At 36.3% G+C, this 20,166-nt stretch carries 19 protein-coding genes; 5 read left to right on the plus strand and 14 right to left on the minus strand.

Features of this window, described 5'->3' with window-relative positions; translation table 11 throughout:
- Positions 1-102 precede the first annotated feature (102 nt).
- Entirely contained in the window at positions 103-468 is a 366-nt protein-coding gene (locus BR72_RS00900; RefSeq protein ID WP_035429179.1) for a YugN family protein, read from the plus strand.
- Positions 469-821: 353 nt separating this feature from the next.
- Here the strand turns inward: BR72_RS00900 and ctaG are convergent, their stop codons facing one another.
- From ctaG to cyoE, 6 genes are all read right to left on the minus strand, one after another.
- The gene (gene ctaG / locus BR72_RS00905) at positions 822-1,742 is read right to left on the minus strand and encodes a cytochrome c oxidase assembly factor CtaG (protein WP_035429181.1); all 921 of its coding nucleotides are present in this window, start codon (positions 1,740-1,742) and stop codon (positions 822-824) included.
- 166 nt (positions 1,743-1,908) lie between these two features.
- Positions 1,909-2,247 (minus strand): cytochrome c oxidase subunit IVB, encoded by a 339-nt coding sequence (ctaF, locus tag BR72_RS00910; protein WP_035429182.1) that lies wholly within the window; start codon positions 2,245-2,247, stop codon positions 1,909-1,911.
- 3 nt (positions 2,248-2,250) lie between these two features.
- Positions 2,251-2,874 carry a cytochrome (ubi)quinol oxidase subunit III gene (locus tag BR72_RS00915; RefSeq protein ID WP_035429183.1) on the minus strand — a complete coding sequence of 208 codons (624 nt, stop codon included), beginning with the start codon at positions 2,872-2,874 and terminating at the stop codon, positions 2,251-2,253.
- Positions 2,874-4,736, minus strand: coding sequence for a cytochrome c oxidase subunit I (gene ctaD, locus BR72_RS00920; protein WP_035429184.1), 1,863 nt, complete (start codon positions 4,734-4,736; stop codon positions 2,874-2,876). The genes BR72_RS00915 and ctaD overlap by 1 nt, the downstream gene beginning before the upstream one ends.
- Positions 4,737-4,769: 33 nt before the next feature.
- Complete coding sequence (gene coxB, locus BR72_RS00925; RefSeq protein ID WP_035429185.1) at positions 4,770-5,819, minus strand: cytochrome c oxidase subunit II; 1,050 nt, start codon at positions 5,817-5,819, stop codon at positions 4,770-4,772.
- A gap of 92 nt (positions 5,820-5,911) precedes the next feature.
- The gene (gene cyoE / locus BR72_RS00930; RefSeq protein WP_035429186.1) at positions 5,912-6,835 is read right to left on the minus strand and encodes a heme o synthase; all 924 of its coding nucleotides are present in this window, start codon (positions 6,833-6,835) and stop codon (positions 5,912-5,914) included.
- Between the two features lie 647 nt (positions 6,836-7,482).
- Here cyoE and BR72_RS00935 point away from each other — a divergent pair.
- On the plus strand, positions 7,483-8,430 hold the full coding sequence (locus BR72_RS00935) for a COX15/CtaA family protein (RefSeq protein WP_035429187.1): 948 nt from the start codon (positions 7,483-7,485) through the stop codon (positions 8,428-8,430).
- 99 nt (positions 8,431-8,529) lie between these two features.
- Here the strand turns inward: BR72_RS00935 and pyc are convergent, their stop codons facing one another.
- From pyc to BR72_RS00950, 3 genes are all read right to left on the minus strand, one after another.
- A complete protein-coding gene (gene pyc / locus BR72_RS00940; RefSeq protein ID WP_035429188.1) occupies positions 8,530-11,976 on the minus strand; it encodes a pyruvate carboxylase in 3,447 nt (1,148 codons plus the stop codon).
- Positions 11,977-12,311: 335 nt separating this feature from the next.
- Positions 12,312-13,508, minus strand: a complete 1,197-nt coding sequence (locus tag BR72_RS00945) for an FtsW/RodA/SpoVE family cell cycle protein (protein WP_035429189.1) — start codon at positions 13,506-13,508, stop codon at positions 12,312-12,314.
- A 140-nt stretch (positions 13,509-13,648) separates the two neighbouring features.
- On the minus strand, positions 13,649-13,933 hold the full coding sequence (locus BR72_RS00950; protein ID WP_035429190.1) for an Fpa/YlaN family protein: 285 nt from the start codon (positions 13,931-13,933) through the stop codon (positions 13,649-13,651).
- 153 nt (positions 13,934-14,086) lie between these two features.
- On the opposite strand from BR72_RS00950, the gene BR72_RS00955 reads away from it, so the two are divergent.
- Positions 14,087-14,584 carry a molybdopterin-binding protein gene (locus BR72_RS00955; RefSeq protein ID WP_035429191.1) on the plus strand — a complete coding sequence of 166 codons (498 nt, stop codon included), beginning with the start codon at positions 14,087-14,089 and terminating at the stop codon, positions 14,582-14,584.
- A gap of 73 nt (positions 14,585-14,657) precedes the next feature.
- Here BR72_RS00955 and BR72_RS00960 read toward each other — a convergent pair whose 3' ends face one another.
- A complete protein-coding gene (locus tag BR72_RS00960) occupies positions 14,658-15,986 on the minus strand; it encodes a PhoH family protein (protein WP_035429192.1) in 1,329 nt (442 codons plus the stop codon).
- 167 nt (positions 15,987-16,153) lie between these two features.
- On the minus strand, positions 16,154-16,609 hold the full coding sequence (locus BR72_RS00965) for a pyridoxamine 5'-phosphate oxidase family protein (RefSeq protein WP_035429193.1): 456 nt from the start codon (positions 16,607-16,609) through the stop codon (positions 16,154-16,156).
- A gap of 263 nt (positions 16,610-16,872) precedes the next feature.
- Here BR72_RS00965 and BR72_RS00970 point away from each other — a divergent pair, with 263 nt between their 5' ends.
- The gene (locus BR72_RS00970) at positions 16,873-17,073 is read left to right on the plus strand and encodes a YlaI family protein (protein WP_035429194.1); all 201 of its coding nucleotides are present in this window, start codon (positions 16,873-16,875) and stop codon (positions 17,071-17,073) included.
- A 142-nt stretch (positions 17,074-17,215) separates the two neighbouring features.
- Here the strand turns inward: BR72_RS00970 and BR72_RS00975 are convergent, their stop codons facing one another.
- The 3 genes from BR72_RS00975 to typA all read right to left on the minus strand — a co-directional run bounded on the left by BR72_RS00975 (position 17,216) and on the right by typA (position 19,829).
- Positions 17,216-17,491, minus strand: a complete 276-nt coding sequence (locus BR72_RS00975; protein WP_035429196.1) for a hypothetical protein — start codon at positions 17,489-17,491, stop codon at positions 17,216-17,218.
- A 14-nt stretch (positions 17,492-17,505) separates the two neighbouring features.
- Positions 17,506-17,808 (minus strand): YlaH-like family protein, encoded by a 303-nt coding sequence (locus tag BR72_RS00980; protein ID WP_035429198.1) that lies wholly within the window; start codon positions 17,806-17,808, stop codon positions 17,506-17,508.
- Positions 17,809-17,984: 176 nt separating this feature from the next.
- Positions 17,985-19,829 (minus strand): translational GTPase TypA, encoded by a 1,845-nt coding sequence (typA, locus tag BR72_RS00985; protein ID WP_035429200.1) that lies wholly within the window; start codon positions 19,827-19,829, stop codon positions 17,985-17,987.
- 141 nt (positions 19,830-19,970) lie between these two features.
- On the opposite strand from typA, the gene BR72_RS00990 reads away from it, so the two are divergent.
- Positions 19,971-20,150 (plus strand): DUF5325 family protein, encoded by a 180-nt coding sequence (locus tag BR72_RS00990; protein WP_035429202.1) that lies wholly within the window; start codon positions 19,971-19,973, stop codon positions 20,148-20,150.
- Positions 20,151-20,166: the final 16 nt, after the last annotated feature.

Raw genomic sequence — 20,166 nt, forward strand, 5'->3', positions numbered from 1 at the left:
ATCAGACATTCCCCCTTTTCTCTCTATATGAATTGCGTTTTCTCACTATTCGTACTATTATAAATTCAAGCGATACTATGTTTATAATAAGGGGGCAATTTCATGCAATTTGCAAATACGAAACTTGAAGGCGTAATTGTTGACTTCACACTTCTTACTGAGGTAATGGACAATCATCACTTTGTACTAGCTGGGCAATGGGATTACGAGCGAGTTACATACGACTATAAATTTGAAATGCTAAATGATGTGTATTATTTACGTATACAAGGTTTTGCAACAGAAGGAGACATCGGGCGTCGACATGCCCATATTAAATTATTAAAACCTCTTTTAGGTAAACATTATTATCCACACGGCGTGGAATATGGAGAAAATGAAAATTTCCCAAAAAACGTTCTTCAAAAAAGCGAACAGTTACTTCAAAATATCGAAAAAGAGTTGCAAGGTTTGGCGATTACAGAATAAAGAAAACCTTCTACGAGTTTCACTATATACAAGGTAAAAAACGACATAAAACCCTTTTCTTTTAGGGGGGCGAGAGCATCTGGTCATGCATAGAAGCGGTTAGGGCCTTTTCCTGCCACATGCGGGGTTTAAAACAAAGGGAGCAAGCAAATAGCGATCATGTTGTATGTTGCACAGCAGCAGCGGATCCAACTCCAACTGTTTAAACATGAGGGCTTAGAAGGCAAAGCTAGACAAAGATATCGAAAAATTAAAATGGATTTATATAAACAAAAAGAAGGTATACACAATGATACACCTTCTTTTTGTTTAGTAAATTAACCTCGTTATTCGTGGGCAGTAAGCCTACTTGGTTAGAGCTTGCTTTCAGCTTGAGCTTGTAAATACGGGGGTAATGCATGTATTTGTTCAGCATCCTTTTTCCGTTCTTTACGCGCCCACGAGAAGAAAACATACCCAATCACTGTCCCATATACAACTTCTTGAATAACCTTCATGATAATCCCTCCTGTTTTCTGATCCTCCAAAACAGGAAGCCAATGTAAGAAATCAGGACCTGTAATATTTAGGTTAGATAATGTTCCAGCTGGCACGCAAAGTTCCATTGCCTTCATCCATGCACTTGGATCTGTATATGTCACAAATAACGGCTCATTAGCAAAAATAATAAGCGCACAAGCCGGTGTTAATAGCATCCCATTAGCAAACATATAACCAATCTTTTTAATTTCACTTAATGTTTGATATTGTGATAACGGATTAAACATCGGCCACCATAACATAATTGCCACAAAAAACAGTACAGCAAGAACAATTGGATGTCCTATTTGACTCTGTTTTACCGCATCAAACACAATTGGTAAATGATACATCGAAAATAACCCATTAAAAACAATTAATGCGATAATAGGATTTGCCCATATGCGTAACATGATACGAATCCATCGAAATGATGTGATATACTCAAACAACCAGTTTGGTAACCCTAGTAATAATAATGGCGGCACAGCAATATACATAATTGCCATTTCTAACATATGTGCACTAAATACAATATGTCCAAGTAAATCAATTGGGCCTCCTTTAACAAAATATAAGAGGAACATACCACTTGTAAAACAAATGATTTTTCGCTTACTTACTTTCTCTCCGTTCGGAAAACGATTTCGATACTTTCCAATTATAAAAAAATAGCTAATCACGACAGCTAGTATAAAAAGAAAAAAGATTGGGCTCCACAATGCTTCAAAACCAAATATCCATAAGTTGTTCATTTTTTGACACCCTACCTTTCATAAAGTGAAACTTTAATCAGTGGGAGTTTTTTCATCCCCCACTGATTATTAGTTGAACCAATCGGTGCATGCCAGCAGTTATCTCCCACGAATAGCGGGATAAATAAAAGGAGATTGATAAACCTCCTCAATCTCCTTTCATTTTTTAAACCCAAACAATTGTCATAAACGCTAAAATCGTTAATAATCCAACTAGCAAACCACCATACAAGAAAAATGCCGGAGCCTCATGTCCCTTATGGCTCATATGCATAAAATAATACAATTGAAAAATAACTTGTACGGCAGCTAACAGTAAAATAAATGGTACAGAAAAAAGCGGACTAAATGTTTTTGGATATGCAACTGCTACAAACGAGATCATTGTCAAAAAAATCATTAATCCGAAAGTAACGACTTGATGCTTCATTTCTTCTGCACTTTTTTTTCTGCGATAAGCAAGATCCACTTTAGGGTTATTTATATTTGTTTGTTTTATCGCCATTGTTTATCCCACCATTCCCATTAAATATACTACAGTGAAAATAAACACCCAAACTACGTCGATAAAATGCCAGTAAATTGATGCGACGTAAAACTTTGGAGCATTGTATAAATTCAAACCACGCTTCGCATTACGAACCACTAGAGTTAAAATCCAAAGTAATCCAAATAAAACGTGTAATCCATGCGTACCAACTAATGCATAAAATGCAGAACCAAATGCACTACTTTTCATTGTATGCTTAAATTCATGAGTATAATGAGTGAACTCATAAATCTCAAAACCTAAAAAGCCAAGCCCAAGTAAGATCGTAATAATAAGCCAAAGCTGCATTTGTTTAAAATTAAAATTTTTCATATGGTACATTGCATATACACTCGTTAAACTACTCGTTAAAAGAAGCATTGTCATAATAAACACAAGCGGCATTTGAAACATTTCTTGTGACGTTGGACCGCCGTTAGTTGAATTTTTCAACGCTAAATATGTTCCAAACAAGGAAGCAAACAGTACCGTTTCGCCTCCTAAAAACAACCAAAACCCAATAAATTTATTCTTTCCTTCAAGGGTTGCTTTTTCAGGCTCTGCTGGAAAGGTTTCATTTGTTAATTTTTCCTCTGCATGCATTACGCCTTGCCCCCTTTATCATCTAAATCTTCTTTATGAATGTGGTATCCATGATCATCAATTACAGATCGGAAGAACATCGCTCCAAACGTGATAATAAGACCAACAATCGCTACCACTAACCACATTTTCTCTTTTCCACCTTGCATATACATCGCTCCAAATGCTGCGATAAATAAGCCTAATGAAATTACAAACGGTAAGAAAGATGCATTTGGCATATGAATGTCACCAACCGGCTCTGCTGGTGTCATCTCATTTTTTCCTTCCCGTTTTTCAATCCATAATGGGTCTAAGCCACGCACAAACGGTAATTGTTTGAAATTATATTCAGGTGTCGGCGTCGGAATTGACCATTCTAGCGTGCGGCCATCCCAAGGATCGCGGCCCGCCTGCTTTTTGGAAAAAGATGTTTTCACAACATTAACCAAAAGCACAATTGTTCCAAGAGCCATAAATACTGCGCCTATTGAACTAATTAAGTTTCCAGTTTCTAATCCTTGTCCTGGCAAATACGTAAAATATCGACGCGGCATACCGATTAAACCAAGGAAGTGCTGAATAAAGAACGTTAAATGAAAACCAATAAAGAACAACCAAAACGTAATTTTACCAAGTGTCTCATCTAACATTTTATTAAACATAAGCGGCCAATAATAATGAGCCCCCGCAAATAATCCAAACACAACTCCACCAACAATTACGTAATGGAAGTGAGCGACAACGAAGTAATTATCATGAAACTGATAATCAGCAGGAGCAGACGCAAGCATAACCCCTGTCACACCCCCCATAACAAATGATGGGATGAAAGCAACAGCCCACATCATTGGCGTTGTAAAGCGAATACTTCCGCCCCACATCGTAAAGAGCCAGTTAAAAATTTTAATCCCTGTCGGAACTGCAATTGCCATTGTAGCTACAGAAAAAATGGCATTTGCTACCGGTCCAAGACCCACCGTGAACATATGATGCGCCCACACCATGAATCCTAAAAATCCAATTAATACCGTTGCAAATACCATAGATGAATATCCGAATAATCGTTTTTTAGAGAATGTCGCAAATATTTCTGAGAATATTCCGAAAACTGGGAGTATAAGAATATATACCTCTGGATGACCGAAGATCCAAAATAAATGCTCCCATATTATCGTATTTCCTCCTAAAGCTGGATTAAAAAAGCCTGTTCCAAATAAGCGATCTAACATTAATAAAGCTAAACCGACTGTAAGCGGAGGAAATGCAAATAAAATAAGTGCAGATGTTACAAATGTCGTCCATGTAAACATCGGCATACGCATATATGTCATTCCAGGTGCACGCATATTAATAATGGTAACCAGGAAGTTAATCCCGCCTATTAATGTTCCAATACCTGAAATTTGCAAGCCGAGAACATAGAAATCGATGCCGTGTCCTTTTGATGCGAGTGATAACGATGCATATGATGTCCATCCTGCGTCAGGTGCCCCGCCTAAAAACCAACTTAAATTTAAAAATACACCACCAAAGAAAAACAGCCAAAATCCAAGTGCATTAATAAATGGAAACGCAACATCGCGTGCGCCGATTTGGAGTGGTACAGCTGCGTTCATCACCGCAAACACAAGCGGCATTGCTGCTAAGAAAATCATTGTTGTTCCATGCATTGTTAACACTTGATTGTATGCATCTCCAACAAGAAAGTCATTGTTTGGAAACGCTAACTGATACCGAATAAATATTGCTTCTATTCCACCGATGATAAAAAATAACCCACCTGCAATTAAATAGAGAATGGCAATCTTTTTATGGTCTACTGTCGTTAAATAATCCCAAATTACAGAGCCAACTCCCTGTTTCTTTGCTACAGAACTCACGTTTTCAACCTCCCCTTCGCAAATAGTTTCTCGTTACTTTTCAACTTTTAATGTTTTCAAGTAAGCATTTAATGCCTCTACTTGATCATCAGTAAGATTACCGTATTTTCCAGTCATTTTATTTCCTGGTTTCATGCTTTCAGGGTCTTTTAACCATTTTTTTACGTTTTGTTCATTATTTTCAGCAATTCCCGCAACCAAATCACGATCTGCAAAATTTGCTAAATTAGGTGCGATACGTGCAGATGGTGGTCTGCTATCATTTGATCCAACTGCATGACAACCCATACAACTCTTTTCAAAAATTTGTTTTCCATCTTGCTCTTGCGTGGAAGCAACAGCTTTCTTACCATCTAATTCTTTCATACTAGCAACCCATTTTTTGTACTCGCTTTCATTAAGAGCTTTCACTTTAAATTGCATTAAAGCATGCGATGGGCCACAAAATTCTGCACAAAAACCATTATATGTGCCTTCTTTATCCGCTTTAATCCACATTTTGTTTACATTATCTGGATTTGTATCCATTTTTCCAGCTAAAGATGGCACCCAAAATGAGTGTTTGATATCAGAACCTTTTAAATTTAAATACACTTTTTTACCTGTAGGGATGACTAAATCTTGCGAAGTTACTAATTTTTCATTATTGTAAGAAAATTCCCACCAATAAAGATTCGCTGTTACATCAACAACGATTGTATCTTTATCAATATTCTTTTTCTCCATTCCACTAACGTCAGCAAGTTTAAACGTATATGTAACAGTAGGGACAGCTAACACCAATAAAAGTAAAATCGGAATGACTGTCCATATAATTTCTAGCTTGTGATTTCCTTCTACTTGCTTTGGAATATAATTTTCCTGTCCTTTCCTTTGGCGGAAACGAACAATTACATACAAGAAAATAATCGTAACAACAAGAACAACACCAATCATGATTGCGCTAGCTAATAACAATAAATCATATTGCATTTTTGCTACTTCACCTTGTGGTATCAAAGTAGATTGAAAGGCTTTACCGCATCCCCCTAACAGTAAAGCCACTAGTGAAACGAGCGAAAGCAATCGCCACTGTTTCTTCATGCAAACAACCCCCACTTTCTTTGTTATTTAGATTGTACTTTATAGTAAGTAAAGTAAATCTCAACGTAAAGAAATCCCCTCATGTCGTTGTCTTAGAAGAAAGTTACAACAATCATTGAAATAAATAAGATTGTTAAGTAATTTAAGGAGTATACAAACATTTGCACGGACCATTTGATGTCATCTTTCTTTCGGAAGCCATAAAACCCTAAAACGATCCAACCGATGTTAAGCAATGTTGCAATTACCATAAATGTTACTCCAAGTGCACTCATATAAAATGGCAGTGGTAATAAACATACTGTCCAAATCATAATTTGACGCTTTGTAATATCAAATCCATGCGCAACAGGAAGCATTGGAATACCTGCATTGCGATATTCTTCAACACGTTTCATCGCAAGTGCGAGGAAATGTGGAATTTGCCAAACAAACATAATTAAGAATAGCATCCAAGGAATAGGATTACTCAAACTTGGATCAACAGCTGCCCAACCGATTAAAGGCGGTACTGCACCTGATACACTACCTACTACTGTATTTAACGTATATTTTCGCTTTGTCCATAATGAATACAGAACAACATACGTAAAGAAACCAATAAAACCAATAAATGCTGCCATCGGTGTTGTAAATAGTAAAAATACAAAGCCTAGAAGCGAAATTGTAATACCTAATGTTAATGCGAATCCAGGTTTATATTTTCCTGTTACTGTTGGACGATTTTTTGTTCGTTCCATTAAATGATCAATATCGCGGTCAATATAGTTATTTAAGCTACATGCCCCCGCCATAATTAAAGCAGAGCCGACGATTGTAAAAAACATTTTATCTAGATGGTCCACAACATTCAATCCATTGAAATGTAAAGCTAACCAAATGCCTGTAAATACAGTAAGTGTATTGGAATTTACAATCCCCATCTTAACGAGCGCTAATAAATCTTGTACACGTGTTGTTTCCGGTACAATTGTTACAGCTGACTCATCATGCAGTTCACTTGTTGCATGGTTCATCACTTTAACCCCCTCTTAAAACTTCCATCTTTCTTTTGTCCATTTACTTAAAATAAAACATCGCGCTTTTATATAGCAATATTATTACAGTAGAAATGTTGTTTTATGGTTTCACTATTAATATACACTTCTCGCTCGAATATATTAAAACATATTTCATGAAGAAATTGTGAAGAAAACATGAACTTTTTGTGTCTATAACTCAATAAGTTTCCTACTCCTTCATCAATCATAGAACGTAATTCTCTTTTATAATAAACTATTTTGTCAAATTCCGCATGTATTTCCGCTTATTTATTTATAAAACTCACTTTTTTTTGATAAAATTAGCAATTTATGTTCAAAATGTTAATGATTTTTTTTCTTCTCGTCACATTTTCTGTCCCCTTTGCTATTTTATCAGATTTTATATATCATAGGACTGTAGTGCATTTCTGTTTCTATAACATGTATGGCTATCTACAAGTAGTAAGGACTCCACCTTAATATTCTGAAGACATATAGTATATCGGTTGGGAACTACTCGTATGCGCCAAATTAGTTTAACTAACCCTTGGTAAGGATGAAAAACAACAGCGAGGGAAGTTTCACTTTATTTTATTAAAATATTGCACAATAACTTTGAAATTGAAAGCTGGTGAAAAGGATTGCAACGCTTTATAAAATGGTTAGCAGTCATTACAAGTCTTGATTTATTATTTGTTCTTCTTGGCGGGGCATTAGTTACTAAAACTGGCTCTGGACAAGGCTGCGGTAAATCCTGGCCGCTATGTAATGGAGAATTAGTTCCTTCGAATTTATCAATGGAAACAATTATTGAGCTAAGTCACCGCCTCACTTCCGGTTCTGCAGGAATTCTCGTTACATTGCTATGTATCTTATCTTGGAAATATTATGGACACGTTCGTGAAACAAAAGCACTTGCTATTTTATCTTTCGTGTTTTTAATAGCGCAAGCGCTAATGGGCGCTGCTGCGGTTGTATGGGGGCAAGTTCCGGCTGTACTAGCAATTCATTTCGGTATTTCCCTTATTTCATTTGCTGCTGTTATTTTATTAACACTTCTCATTTTTGAAATCGATAAGAAATTTGATGCCTATTCACTTGTTATTGATAAGAAGATGAAATTTCACATTTATGGTGTAACAATTTACAGTTACCTTGTTGTCTATACAGGAGCATTAGTACGGCATGAGCACGCAAGCTTGGCCTGTCCGATTTTCCCATTATGCAGTAAAAACAGCCCTCTACCCACGCAATATCATGAATGGGTACAAATGGGGCATCGGATCGCTGCTATGTTAATTTTCGCTTGGGTTTTATATGCCATGATGATAGCTATTAGGCATTATAAACAACAAAAGGTTATATGTTATGGGTGGATTACAGCTTTTATTCTTGTAACATGTCAAGCAATCGTTGGTATTTTAGTTGTATACACAGACGCAAGCTTAGCAATGTCACTTCTTCACTCGCTCTTTATATCATGTTTATTTGCTGTATTATGCTATTTAGTTATACTAGGAACACGCAGTAAAACCAACATGAAAAAAACAGAAATAAACCGTACTACTAAACAAACAAAACTATCATAATAACTTGTCTCTTTCGGCAAGTTATTATTTTCAAAAAAGAAAAAGAGCTGCACTAAAGCAGCTCTTTATTATTTTCAAAATTCAAGTGATAGCCTTATTTTATTGCTCTAATTCAATCAGCAAATCACCTGTTTGAATTGCCTCTCCGTCTTTCACATACACTTTTTTCACCGTGCCAGTAAATGGAGCTTGTACAGTTGTTTCCATTTTCATCGCTTCTGTAATTGCCATGGTATCACCTTTTTTCACTAGCTCTTCTTCTTTTACCACCACTTTAATTACAGTTCCCGGCATTGTTGCATTAATATGACTTGGATTTTCACGATTCCCTTTCACTCGTTGCGAAACAGTTGCTTTAACACTTTCATCTTTTACAACAATTTCACGAGGCTGTCCATTAAATTCAAAATAGATAACACGTGTACCATCTAATTGTGGTTCTCCAATCGAAATTAATTTTACAATTAACGTTTTACCGCGTTCAATTTCCACACCAATTTCCTCACCAAGTCTCATTCCATAGAAGAATGTCGGTGTATCAAGAACGGAAATATTTCCATATCGCTCTGCAGTTTTTTGATAATCCATAAATACTTTCGGATATAACGCATACGCTACAATATCAAACATCGTTACTTCACGACCGAGTTTATGGAATAATTCTTCTTTTAATGCTTCAAAGTCGATTGGCTCTAATAATTCACCTGGTCTTACTGTTAAAGGCTCTTTTCCTTTTAGAATAATCTCTTGTAACTCTTTAGGGAAACCACCAAACGGTTGTCCAAGATCACCCGAGAACATTTCGACAACTGACCCTGGGAAATCTAATGCATGACCACGCTCATAAATATCTTTCTCTGTTAAATGATTTTGCACCATAAATAGAGCCATATCACCGACTACCTTTGATGATGGCGTTACTTTCACGATATCACCGAACATATCATTAACGCGGCGATACATTACTTTCACTTCATCAAAACGATCTCCTAATCCGACAGCTTTCGCCTGTTGCTGTAGATTACTGTATTGACCGCCTGGCATTTCATGCATGTACACTTCTGTATGCGGTGCATTCATTCCACTTTCAAATGAAGAATAATATTTACGAACATCTTCCCAATAATGAGAGAGTTTCTCTAACGAATTCACATCCACATTCGGTTGTCTTTCGTTTCCTTCCAATGCATAGAACAATGTATTAGCGCTTGGCTGAGATGTTAAACCGGCCATAGAACTTACCGCAACATCTACAATATCAACACCAGCTTCAATTGCTTTCACATATGTTAATACACCATTTCCACTCGTATCATGCGTATGAAGATGCACTGGAATCGATACCGTTTCTTTTAATGCGGATATTAGGTCGTATGCTGCATTTGGTTTTAATAACCCTGCCATATCTTTAATCCCTAAAATATGAGCACCAGATGCTTCTAACTCTTTTGCTAAGTTTTTATAGTAATTTAAATCATATTTACTGCGCATTGGATCATGGATATCACCTGTGTAGCACATTGTTGCCTCTGCAATTTTACCGTTTTGACGCACAGCATCAATTGCAACACGCATACCTTCTACCCAGTTTAAGCTATCAAAAATACGGAATACATCAATACCCGCCTGCGCAGAACATTCCACAAACATTTGAATTAAGTTATCTGGATAATTTTTATATCCTACTGCATTTGATGCACGAAGAAGCATTTGGAATAATACATTTGGCATACTCTCACGTAATTGTAATAAACGTTCCCACGGATCTTCTTTTAAGAAACGATACGCGACATCAAATGTTGCTCCGCCCCACATTTCTGCTGAAAATAAATTTGGTAACATTCTTGCTGTTGGTTCAGCAATTTGGTTCAACTCTTGTGTACGAATACGTGTCGCTAATAACGATTGATGTGCATCGCGAAATGTAGTATCAGTTAATAAAACTTGCTTTTGTTCTTGAACCCATTTTACTAATCCATTTGCTCCACGCTCATCTAAAATTTGCTTCGTACCAGTTAGAATTGGTTCAGAATGTTTTATGTTTGGAATGCGCGCTTCTGCAAAAATCGGTTTTTCTTGTCTCCCTACTCCAGGGAATCCATTTACTGTTACCGTGCCAATATACGATAGCATTTTTGTACCACGGTCTTTTCGCTTTGGAAATACGAATAGTTCCGGTGAGGAATCGATAAATGATGTATCATATTCTCCAGATAAAAAGTTTCGGTGTTTCACAACATTTTCTAAAAATGGAATGTTAGTTTTAATGCCCCGAATACGGAATTCTTTTAAGTTACGTTCCATTTTAGCTGCCGCTTGTTCAAACGTTAATGCCCAAGTTGTTACTTTTACAAGTAATGAGTCATAATATGGTGTAATAACTGCACCTTGGAAGCTATTTCCTGTATCTAAACGAACCCCAAAACCGCCACCAGAACGATACGCCATAATTTTCCCCGTATCTGGCATGAAATTATTAAGCGGATCTTCTGTTGTCACACGGGATTGAATTGCAAATCCATGTGTAATAATATCTTTTTGTTTTGGAATACTTATTTTTTCACTATGCAGAGCATATCCGTCCGCAATTAAAATTTGTGATTGAACGATATCAATACCTGTAATCATTTCTGTAATTGTATGTTCTACTTGGACACGTGGATTCACTTCAATGAAATAGAATTCATTTCCTCTTACAAGAAACTCAACTGTCCCCGCGTTCACATAATTAACATTTTTCGTTAATTGAACTGCCGCCTCACAAATACGATCGCGCAGTTCAACTGGAAGAGACACACTTGGTGCTACTTCTACAACTTTTTGATGCCTGCGCTGTACAGAACAATCACGCTCATATAGATGAACGATATTCCCATGTTCATCTGCTAATATTTGTACTTCAATATGTTTAGGATTTTCAACAAATTTTTCAACATATACTTCATCGTTCCCAAATGCCGCCTTCGCCTCGGATTTCGCACGATCATACGCTTCCTTTAATTCGTCTGCAGTTCGTACAATCCGCATCCCGCGGCCACCGCCACCAAGAGCTGCTTTAATAATAATTGGGTAATTATGCTTTTTAGCAAACTCTTCTACTTCTTCAAGTGCATTTATAGGACCATCACTACCAGGAATAACAGGGATATTCGCCAATTGCGCTTGCGTTCTTGCCTTTACTTTATCTCCAAACATGTCTAAATGCTTACTCTTTGGACCGATAAAAATAATTCCCTCTTCTTCGCAACGTTTTGCAAATTGGATATTTTCTGACAAAAATCCGTATCCCGGATGAATTGCATCAATATGATTACTTTTAGCAATTTCAATAATACCCTCAATATCAAGATATGCATCAATTGGTTTTTTTCCTTCTCCTACCAAATACGCTTCATCTGCTTTATAGCGATGATATGAACCGCTATCTTCTTTCGAGTAAATCGCAACTGTGCGTAGTCCTAATTCTGTACAAGCACGAAACACACGAATCGCAATTTCGCCGCGGTTAGCTACTAATACTTTTTGAATGCGTTGCAACTTTTTCATGATTTTCCCCCTCTATTTTCCTACCATTCATAACGCTATAAACCTGTCCCGATTTAGTGGGAGTAAGTACTTCACTTCCAGCATTACTTTTTCACTGCGTGCAAGCTTCAGCTTATTTTTATTCATCATACCTCATTTTTCTACAAATGATAAGCACTCTGTCTATATTATCCGACAAAATTAGTATAGCATAAAACGAAAGAAGCAACCAACCTTTTTGTAGAACACATTTATCTATATGTGACATACTCTTTATTGTAAAATAATAAAATAATCATCTTTTTTCCAAAATCCATGGAAATAAAAGAAGCTTTGTACAAATGTACAAAGCTTCTTTATTTTACAACAACAAGATGTCTCTCTTGTTTAGGTTGTTGTTGTTGTTCTCGCTCTTGCTGCTCTCTTTTTTCTTGCTGTTTTACAAAACTAGCTACATTTAATAAGACTCCCATAGCAGCTAGAGTTGACACTAAAGAAGTACCACCAAAACTAACAAATGGTAACGGCACACCAGTAAGTGGCATAATTCCCGTAATCCCACCTAAGTTTACAATAGATTGCACTCCAATCATGCTACCAATTCCAATTGCAAGTAAACTCCCAAAAGGATCTTTACATTTTTGAGCAATTCGAAAAGCACGAACGACAATGACTAGTAAACCTATTAAAATAATTGCCACTCCAATAAACCCGAGTTCCTCAGATACAATTGCCATGATGAAGTCTGTATGCGGCTCTGGTAAATATCCATACTTTTGAATGCTATTTCCTAATCCTCTACCACCTATACCACCAGAAGCAATTCCAACAAACGAATTAACTAATTGAAACCCTTTCCCTTGCGCATCTCCAAACGGATTCCAAAATGTAGTGAACCGCGCGATTTGAACAGGTGTTAAAACAGTTTTCCCTATGAAATATCCGAGCGGAAGCCATATAATTGATGTAAGAGCAATTCGTTTTAGCCAAACTTGAACTGGTACCCCTGAACAGAACGTCATGATCCCAATCGTTGACATAATTAATAACGTTGTTCCTAAGTCAGGCTGTTTCAAAATTAAACAAATTGAAATGAACAAAAAAAGAAACACTCGACCAGCACCATGCCAAATCGGTCCATCAGTCGCTTGTTTTTTTGCATAAAAACGGGCTAATACAATGATAATCCCTAATTTAACAAATTCCGATGGCTGTACACCAAACACCCACGATTTCGCATGATTCACAACAGTTCCCCATTTTAAAACTATTAATAGCATACCAATGCTAACAACAACAATTAAAACAGTAATAATGCGCTTTCGCCACACCTGAAAAGGAATAGACATAATAACAATCAATCCAACTGTCCCAATTAACATCGCTTTTAACTGTGACCGAAAAAAGTGATCGCTCGTCCATCCGTATTTTGGATAATATTTTGTAATCGCAACAATAGAACTAGCACTATACACCATAATGACGCCGAGCACGCATACAATAACAAGAGGAAGCACTAAAGAATAATCTATGGACTTCCAGACTCTTTTCATTCAAAATCCTCTTTCTCTCTTCTTTTTTACAGTTGTATTCCATATCTATTTGTATTCTTCCTGCTTTTTCAGGAAAAATCGTTTTTTTCACAAAAAAAGCTCAAACTGATTCAGTTTGAGCTCCTTATTTGAACCAGCTATTATTGTTTGTTTGTAAAAGCATCATGCAACGCCGATAACTCGCGTTCTAATTCTCCTAAAATTTCCTTACCTTGCTCTTCCACAATAAGACCAAGACGAACCGCAAAATCAACTTCACGGGATAAGCCAAACATTTGTGTATCAAGTACCTCTTCATATAATGGACACTGTGGCATCGTAAGGTGGTCCATTTGCACCTTAATAAGTTTTAATATTTTTTCTGCATCAGCTTGTAGAAGGGCAAGTGCCTTTTCCTGATGATTTGTTACTGTCTCAGACGCCAATTTGGTTCCCTCCGTTTCCGTCCTACTCTCCTATCCTATCTATTAATATTAGCGATAGTTTTCATAAATTGCAATAGAAACATTTTCTGTGACAATTGTACCTAGTCCTATTATACTGAAAAGTGGGAGTATAAGACAAATGGGGGAACTATAATGACTGAAATCTTATTTATTAACGGAAATGTCCGCTTTCCAATTACAATTGATCCAAGTGTCTGGATTTTTGATGATCGAAAAGTCGACTTAACAACATACTTTACAACTCCAAAAGAAGAAATAAGCGAGTTAGCACAATATACGAAAGAAGCGTCCAAGCATTGGGATCGTGAAATTAAAGAAGGAGCTATTTTTCCACCTGTTAATAAAAGCGTTGCCAGGTTCGAAAAGGAGAAAATTATTACGGGAACATTCGGCATACCTTTTTTACCCTTTTTAAAAAACGCAGAAATGTCTAATGACGCAACACATGTAGAAATCCATACCGAATCTGGTATTACAACGATTTCAATACACGAAGCAAAAGATGCCATTCTCGGTTTTTCTAGTAATGGAAAGCCACTAAAAGAAGATGGCCCTGTTCACCTTTATTTCGGTGATGGCTCTAATGTCAATAATCCTGTTCGATATATTCGAAAATTTACTATTGTATAAAATGAATCTTCTATTAGTGGGAGAGCTTATTGTTTATAGAAAACAATTAAGAGTGGCTTAACGCCACTCTTTCCTACAATAAATCCGCCGCTAGTTGTGCTAAATTAGAGCGCTCACCTTTTACAAACTTCACATGCCCACTAATTTTTTGTTCTTTAAACTTCTCTACCACATATGTTAAACCATTATTATATTCATCTAAATATGGATGATCAATTTGCTGTGGATCTCCCATTAAAACAATTTTACTTCTCTCGCCAACACGTGTTAAAATTGTTTTCACTTCATGTTTTGTTAAATTTTGTGCTTCATCAATAATAATAAACTGCTCTGGAATACTCCGTCCGCGAATATATGTTAAAGCTTCCACTTCAATTGAACCCATTCCCGCTAAAATTGCATCTAATTCTCCAGGCTTTTTCGTATTAAACAAATACTCCAAATTATCATAAATAGGCTGCATCCAAGGTCTTAACTTTTCTTCTTTCTCTCCTGGTAAATATCCAATATCTTTTCCAACTGGAACAATAGGCCTTGCTACAAGTAACTTTTTATACATTCCCAAATCTTCTGTTTGCATAAGTCCCGCAGCTAATGCTAATAATGTTTTCCCCGTTCCAGCTTTTCCGGTCAATGTTACAAGAGGAATGTCTTCACGTAACAACAATTCCATCCCCATAATTTGTTGCACATTTCGAGGACGAATTCCCCAAATCTGATCATTTGGAAAAATAAGCTTTTTAATCTTTTTCCCCAAAGGATCCACAATCCCAAGAGCCGAACTTGATCCACCTAAAGCATCTTTCATTACAATAAATTGATTGGGATAAAACGGATGATTCGCAATTTCAGAAAGAGGAAGCTCCCCTTTTTCATAAAAAAGATTTAAAATCTCTTTTTGTATGTAATACTCTAAGAAGCCTGTATATATATTTTCAACTTCCGTAACACGATCACTCAAATAATCTTCGGCTTGTAATCCTAGAGCATCAGCTTTTACTCTTACAAGTACATCTTTACTCACAAGGATGACAGTTTTCCCATTTTCTTTTTCTTGCTCTTCTAATGATAAATTTTTGGCCACAGCTAATATACGATTATCATTTGTTTTCTCTACAAAAATATCTTGTAATTGAACGAACGAACGATGATTTAACTCAATTCGAAACGTCCCTCCATTTTCAAGAGGAATGCTATCATGTAATTTGCCAAGTTCACGAAATTTATCTATTAGCTTTGATACATAACGCGCATTCCTTCCAACTTCATCCATATATCGTTTCTTTGAATCTACTTCCTCTAACACAACAGCTGGAATGACTACATCATTTTTTTCAAAAGAAAAAATAGATAATGGGTCCTGCAAAAGCACATTCGTATCTAGCACATAAATTTTCCCCAACCTGTTACCCCCTGACTCCACTATGAAATTTGTAGAACAAGGGTTTCATCCATGGATATGGACGAACCATTGTTATAATTATATGTACTGTACAAACAAGGTAGAATAGAAATCATTTTAAATATAAAGAAAAAGAATGAACAACTTTCCTTACTGCCCATCCTTTTTCACGCATCCTTCATCGCTGATGAAACTTGGTTATCTAATTTTTCTGCAGCGCGAAGATCGTATGTTTTTTCATATTTCGGTTCAATAGCAAGTTTTGCACCATAAAACATTACGTCACGTACTTCTTGCACAGAAACTTCAATTAAAGTTAATTTCAACGGAACACCTTCTATCCGTTCTGCTTTTATAATCGCTTCACCACTTATAGAATATATGGATTCATTTGCCATAACAGTAAGAACAAGTCCTGCGTGATGACGCAAATTCTCTACAATACGAGAGCGTTGGTCCACTGCAAAACGAATAACTTTTTCATCCATTGCATATACCCATGAAATTGCACTTACGTTGGGAACACCTTTCTCAAAATCAGTCGTTGCAATTGTTACAATACGTTCTTCACGTAACGCCTTCACTAAAGCATCTGTTAATGTTAGTTCTACTATATTTGCCATGCTTGCACCTCCATAACCATCTATATTGATTTCGCTTAAACAAGTACTTCCTACCACAAGACTGTAACAAACGAAAAAAGAGGTCTGCCAACTTGATTCAACTAACCATCAACAAAATTCACATACAACGTTGATAGTAGTTTCACTTATATAATAACTTATTTTTTGAATTGCGGAAATATTTATTTTTTCTTCTATAGTTCAAAAACTTCTAAGGTACATGATATACTAAAGTAAGATAGAACTTGTGCTGAGGTGACAAAATGAGAGTCAAATGTATTCTTTGCGATAAAGTAGACAGTTTAAATGACGAAGATCCAGTAGCGAAGCGGCTTCGCAATCGTCCTATTCATACATTTATGTGTAAGCAATGTACAGATCGAATTGCAGAACGTACTTTAGAACGACAAGCAACAGGAAATTTTCGGTTATATCGTGATAAAACAGTTGACGATGAATGGTAATCCGTTAATGGCGATATCATCCATTTGAACATAGATAGCAATAAAACAACCATCGCTATACAGCAGTTTTTTAGCTATCTATTATATTATAGAATACTGTACATAATTGTAACGTATAAATAAGCCCTCAAAGGATGAGGGCTTATTTATATTTCTCTGGCTCACGGTTTATCTGTTCTAAAAAACAATCAATGAGCTCAAGCGGAAACCGAACTGATTTTTTTTCCCCTTCTCTTTCATATGTAACAACATACATATCTTCCTTTCTTTCTACTGTAACATGTTGTAATTGATGATCTTCATGTAACATATTATGAAAAAGCATATATGTTTCTTGAGCAGCTTCATCAGACGGACGAGCCTCCGCAACAACTTTAATCGTTAACCAATTATATAATGCATCTTGAACAGAACGCACCTTCCATCCCCCTTTTAACCTGCTTTTGAATGTTTCGCTTGCCGTAAACGTAGTTTATACATACTAAGTATAAGAATCGCTACAACAAGCCCTTCTCCTACAGGCAGAAAAACAGCAAAAAAAGTTAAAATAGTGCAACCAAGCATTAGTACAGTATAGATTACTACATTCTTTAACAACGATAACTTTCTAGCAAATCCTAAATTATAAACAATAATGCTGAATATAATAATTGTACCGTAAAGAAGCCACATTCCCACTTCTGGATTGACATCTACATTGTACAACTTCGCAAAAAATGACATTTTTTCAAGCACTACATTTCTCCCCCTTACTCACGCAGATGAATAACAACTCCTTCTATATTCATTTCCAATTTACTTACTATAAGAGTACCCTGCAAAAAAAGTACTGTCCACAAAAAAAGAACAAATTTTCAAAAAATATTCACGATAAAAAAGCTGCCTTTTATTAAAAGGCAGCCCTACATTACTTAAGCTTCTACAGATTTCTTTTTCTTAGCAGCTCTTTCGCGCTCACTCTTATCAAGAATCTTTTTACGAAGACGAATTGATTCTGGAGTTACTTCACAGAACTCATCATCGTTTAAGTACTCTAATGACTCTTCTAAAGTCATTAAGCGTGGTTTTTTCATTGTTGAAGTTTGATCTTTCGTCGCAGAACGAATGTTAGTTTGTTGTTTCATTTTTACAACGTTAACCGTTAAATCATTCTCACGTGTATGTTCTCCAACAATCATACCAGCATATACTTCTGTACCTGGTTCAACGAAGATTACACCGCGATCTTCAACTTGCATAATACCGTATTGTGATGCTTTTCCTGCTTCAAGTGAAACAAGAACACCTTGACGACGTCCACCAACTTGTCCAGCATGTACTGGTTGGTAGCAATCGAATGTATGGTTTAAAATACCATAACCACGAGTTAATGTTAGGAATTCTGTCGTGTAACCAATTAAACCACGTGCTGGAACCATGAAAGTAAGGCGAACTTGACCATTTCCATTATTCACCATGTCTAACATTTCACCTTTACGTGCACCCATTGATTCCATAATAGAACCAGTGTATTCTTCAGGCACATCGATTTGTACGCGCTCTACAGGCTCACATCTTACACCATCAACTTCTTTAATAATTACTTCTGGTTTTGACACTTGTAATTCGTATCCTTCACGGCGCATGTTTTCGATTAAGATTGATAAATGTAATTCTCCGCGTCCAGATACAATCCATGCATCAGGAGATTCTGTATTATCTACACGTAAGCTCACATCTGTTTCTAACTGTGAACGAAGACGTTCTTCAATTTTACGAGATGTAATATACTTACCTTCACGACCTGCAAATGGACTGTTATTTACAAGGAATGTCATTTGTAGTGTCGGCTCATCAATACGTAATAACGGCAATGCCTCTTGATGTTCAACTGGACATACCGTTTCACCAACGTTAATGTCTTCCATACCTGAAACAGCTACTAAGTCTCCAGCTTTTGCTTCTTCAATTTCTTGACGTTTTAATCCCATGTAACCAAATAATTTTGTTACACGGAATTGTTTTACACTTCCATCAACCTTCATTAATGCAACTTGTTGTCCTACTTTCATTGTACCGCGGAATATACGACCAACTCCGATACGACCTACATAATCATTATAATCAAGAAGTGCTACTTGGAATTGAAGTGGCTCTTCACTGTTATCGATTGGTGCTGGAATATGCTCAATAATTGTATCAAATAATGATTTCATATTCTCTTCTTGGTTTGCTGGATTTGAATCTAAGCTCGCTGTTCCGTTCATTGCTGAAGCAAATACAACAGGGAACTCTAATTGATTTTCGTTTGCACCAAGTTCAATGAATAAGTCGATTACTTCATCAACTACTTCGTCTGGACGAGCAAAGTCACGGTCAATTTTGTTTACAACAACGATTGGAGTTAAGTTTTGCTCAAGTGCTTTCTTTAACACAAATCGTGTTTGTGGCATACAACCTTCATATGCATCAACAACAAGTAAAACACCATCAACCATTTTCATGATACGTTCTACTTCACCACCGAAGTCAGCATGTCCAGGTGTATCTAAAATGTTAATTCTTTTATCTTCATAATGAATCGCTGTATTTTTTGCTAAAATAGTAATACCGCGTTCTCTTTCTAAATCATTTGAGTCCATTGCGCGTTCTTCAACGTGCTCATTTGCACGGAACGTCCCCGCTTGACGTAACAATTGGTCAACAAGTGTTGTTTTACCATGGTCAACGTGGGCGATAATTGCTATATTTCGTAAATCTTCTCGTTTTTTCAACATGTCCAACTCCTAGTGTCTTTTTAATCCTTTTCTATTATAAGAGCGAAGGGGATACAATAGCAATCAAAATAAAATCAAGAATGAAAATATAGTTGTATTCTCACTTTTGTGAAAGTACAATAAAAATGGAGGGTGAAATATATGGAACAGATTCAGTATCGTTTTTTATTAACAGCTATCATTGGTGTTATTTTTATGATTGGCATTGGAATTATGATTGCTGAGAATAGCCCGATTGGTGTAATTATTTGTATCATTGGTACGATCTTTACAATCGGATACGGCTTTATAACAAAAAGAAAAATGCGTAAACTACAATAACAACAAAAAGTAAGAA

Origin of the sequence: Bacillus sp. UNC322MFChir4.1 (assembly GCF_000746135.1) — a bacterium.
In the GTDB taxonomy this organism is placed as follows: domain Bacteria; phylum Bacillota; class Bacilli; order Bacillales; family Bacillaceae_G; genus Bacillus_A.

Coding starts and splice junctions, on each gene's coding strand:
- BR72_RS00900 (WP_035429179.1), top strand. CDS start 103: ATGCAATTTGCAAATACGAAACTTGAAGGCGTAATTGTTGACTTCACA.
- ctaG (WP_035429181.1), bottom strand. CDS start 1,742: ATGAACAACTTATGGATATTTGGTTTTGAAGCATTGTGGAGCCCAATC.
- ctaF (WP_035429182.1), bottom strand. CDS start 2,247: ATGGCGATAAAACAAACAAATATAAATAACCCTAAAGTGGATCTTGCT.
- BR72_RS00915 (WP_035429183.1), bottom strand. CDS start 2,874: ATGCATGCAGAGGAAAAATTAACAAATGAAACCTTTCCAGCAGAGCCT.
- coxB (WP_035429185.1), bottom strand. CDS start 5,819: ATGAAGAAACAGTGGCGATTGCTTTCGCTCGTTTCACTAGTGGCTTTA.
- cyoE (WP_035429186.1), bottom strand. CDS start 6,835: ATGAACCATGCAACAAGTGAACTGCATGATGAGTCAGCTGTAACAATT.
- pyc (WP_035429188.1), bottom strand. CDS start 11,976: ATGAAAAAGTTGCAACGCATTCAAAAAGTATTAGTAGCTAACCGCGGC.
- BR72_RS00945 (WP_035429189.1), bottom strand. CDS start 13,508: ATGAAAAGAGTCTGGAAGTCCATAGATTATTCTTTAGTGCTTCCTCTT.
- BR72_RS00955 (WP_035429191.1), top strand. CDS start 14,087: ATGACTGAAATCTTATTTATTAACGGAAATGTCCGCTTTCCAATTACA.
- BR72_RS00965 (WP_035429193.1), bottom strand. CDS start 16,609: ATGGCAAATATAGTAGAACTAACATTAACAGATGCTTTAGTGAAGGCG.
- BR72_RS00970 (WP_035429194.1), top strand. CDS start 16,873: ATGAGAGTCAAATGTATTCTTTGCGATAAAGTAGACAGTTTAAATGAC.
- typA (WP_035429200.1), bottom strand. CDS start 19,829: ATGTTGAAAAAACGAGAAGATTTACGAAATATAGCAATTATCGCCCAC.
- BR72_RS00990 (WP_035429202.1), top strand. CDS start 19,971: ATGGAACAGATTCAGTATCGTTTTTTATTAACAGCTATCATTGGTGTT.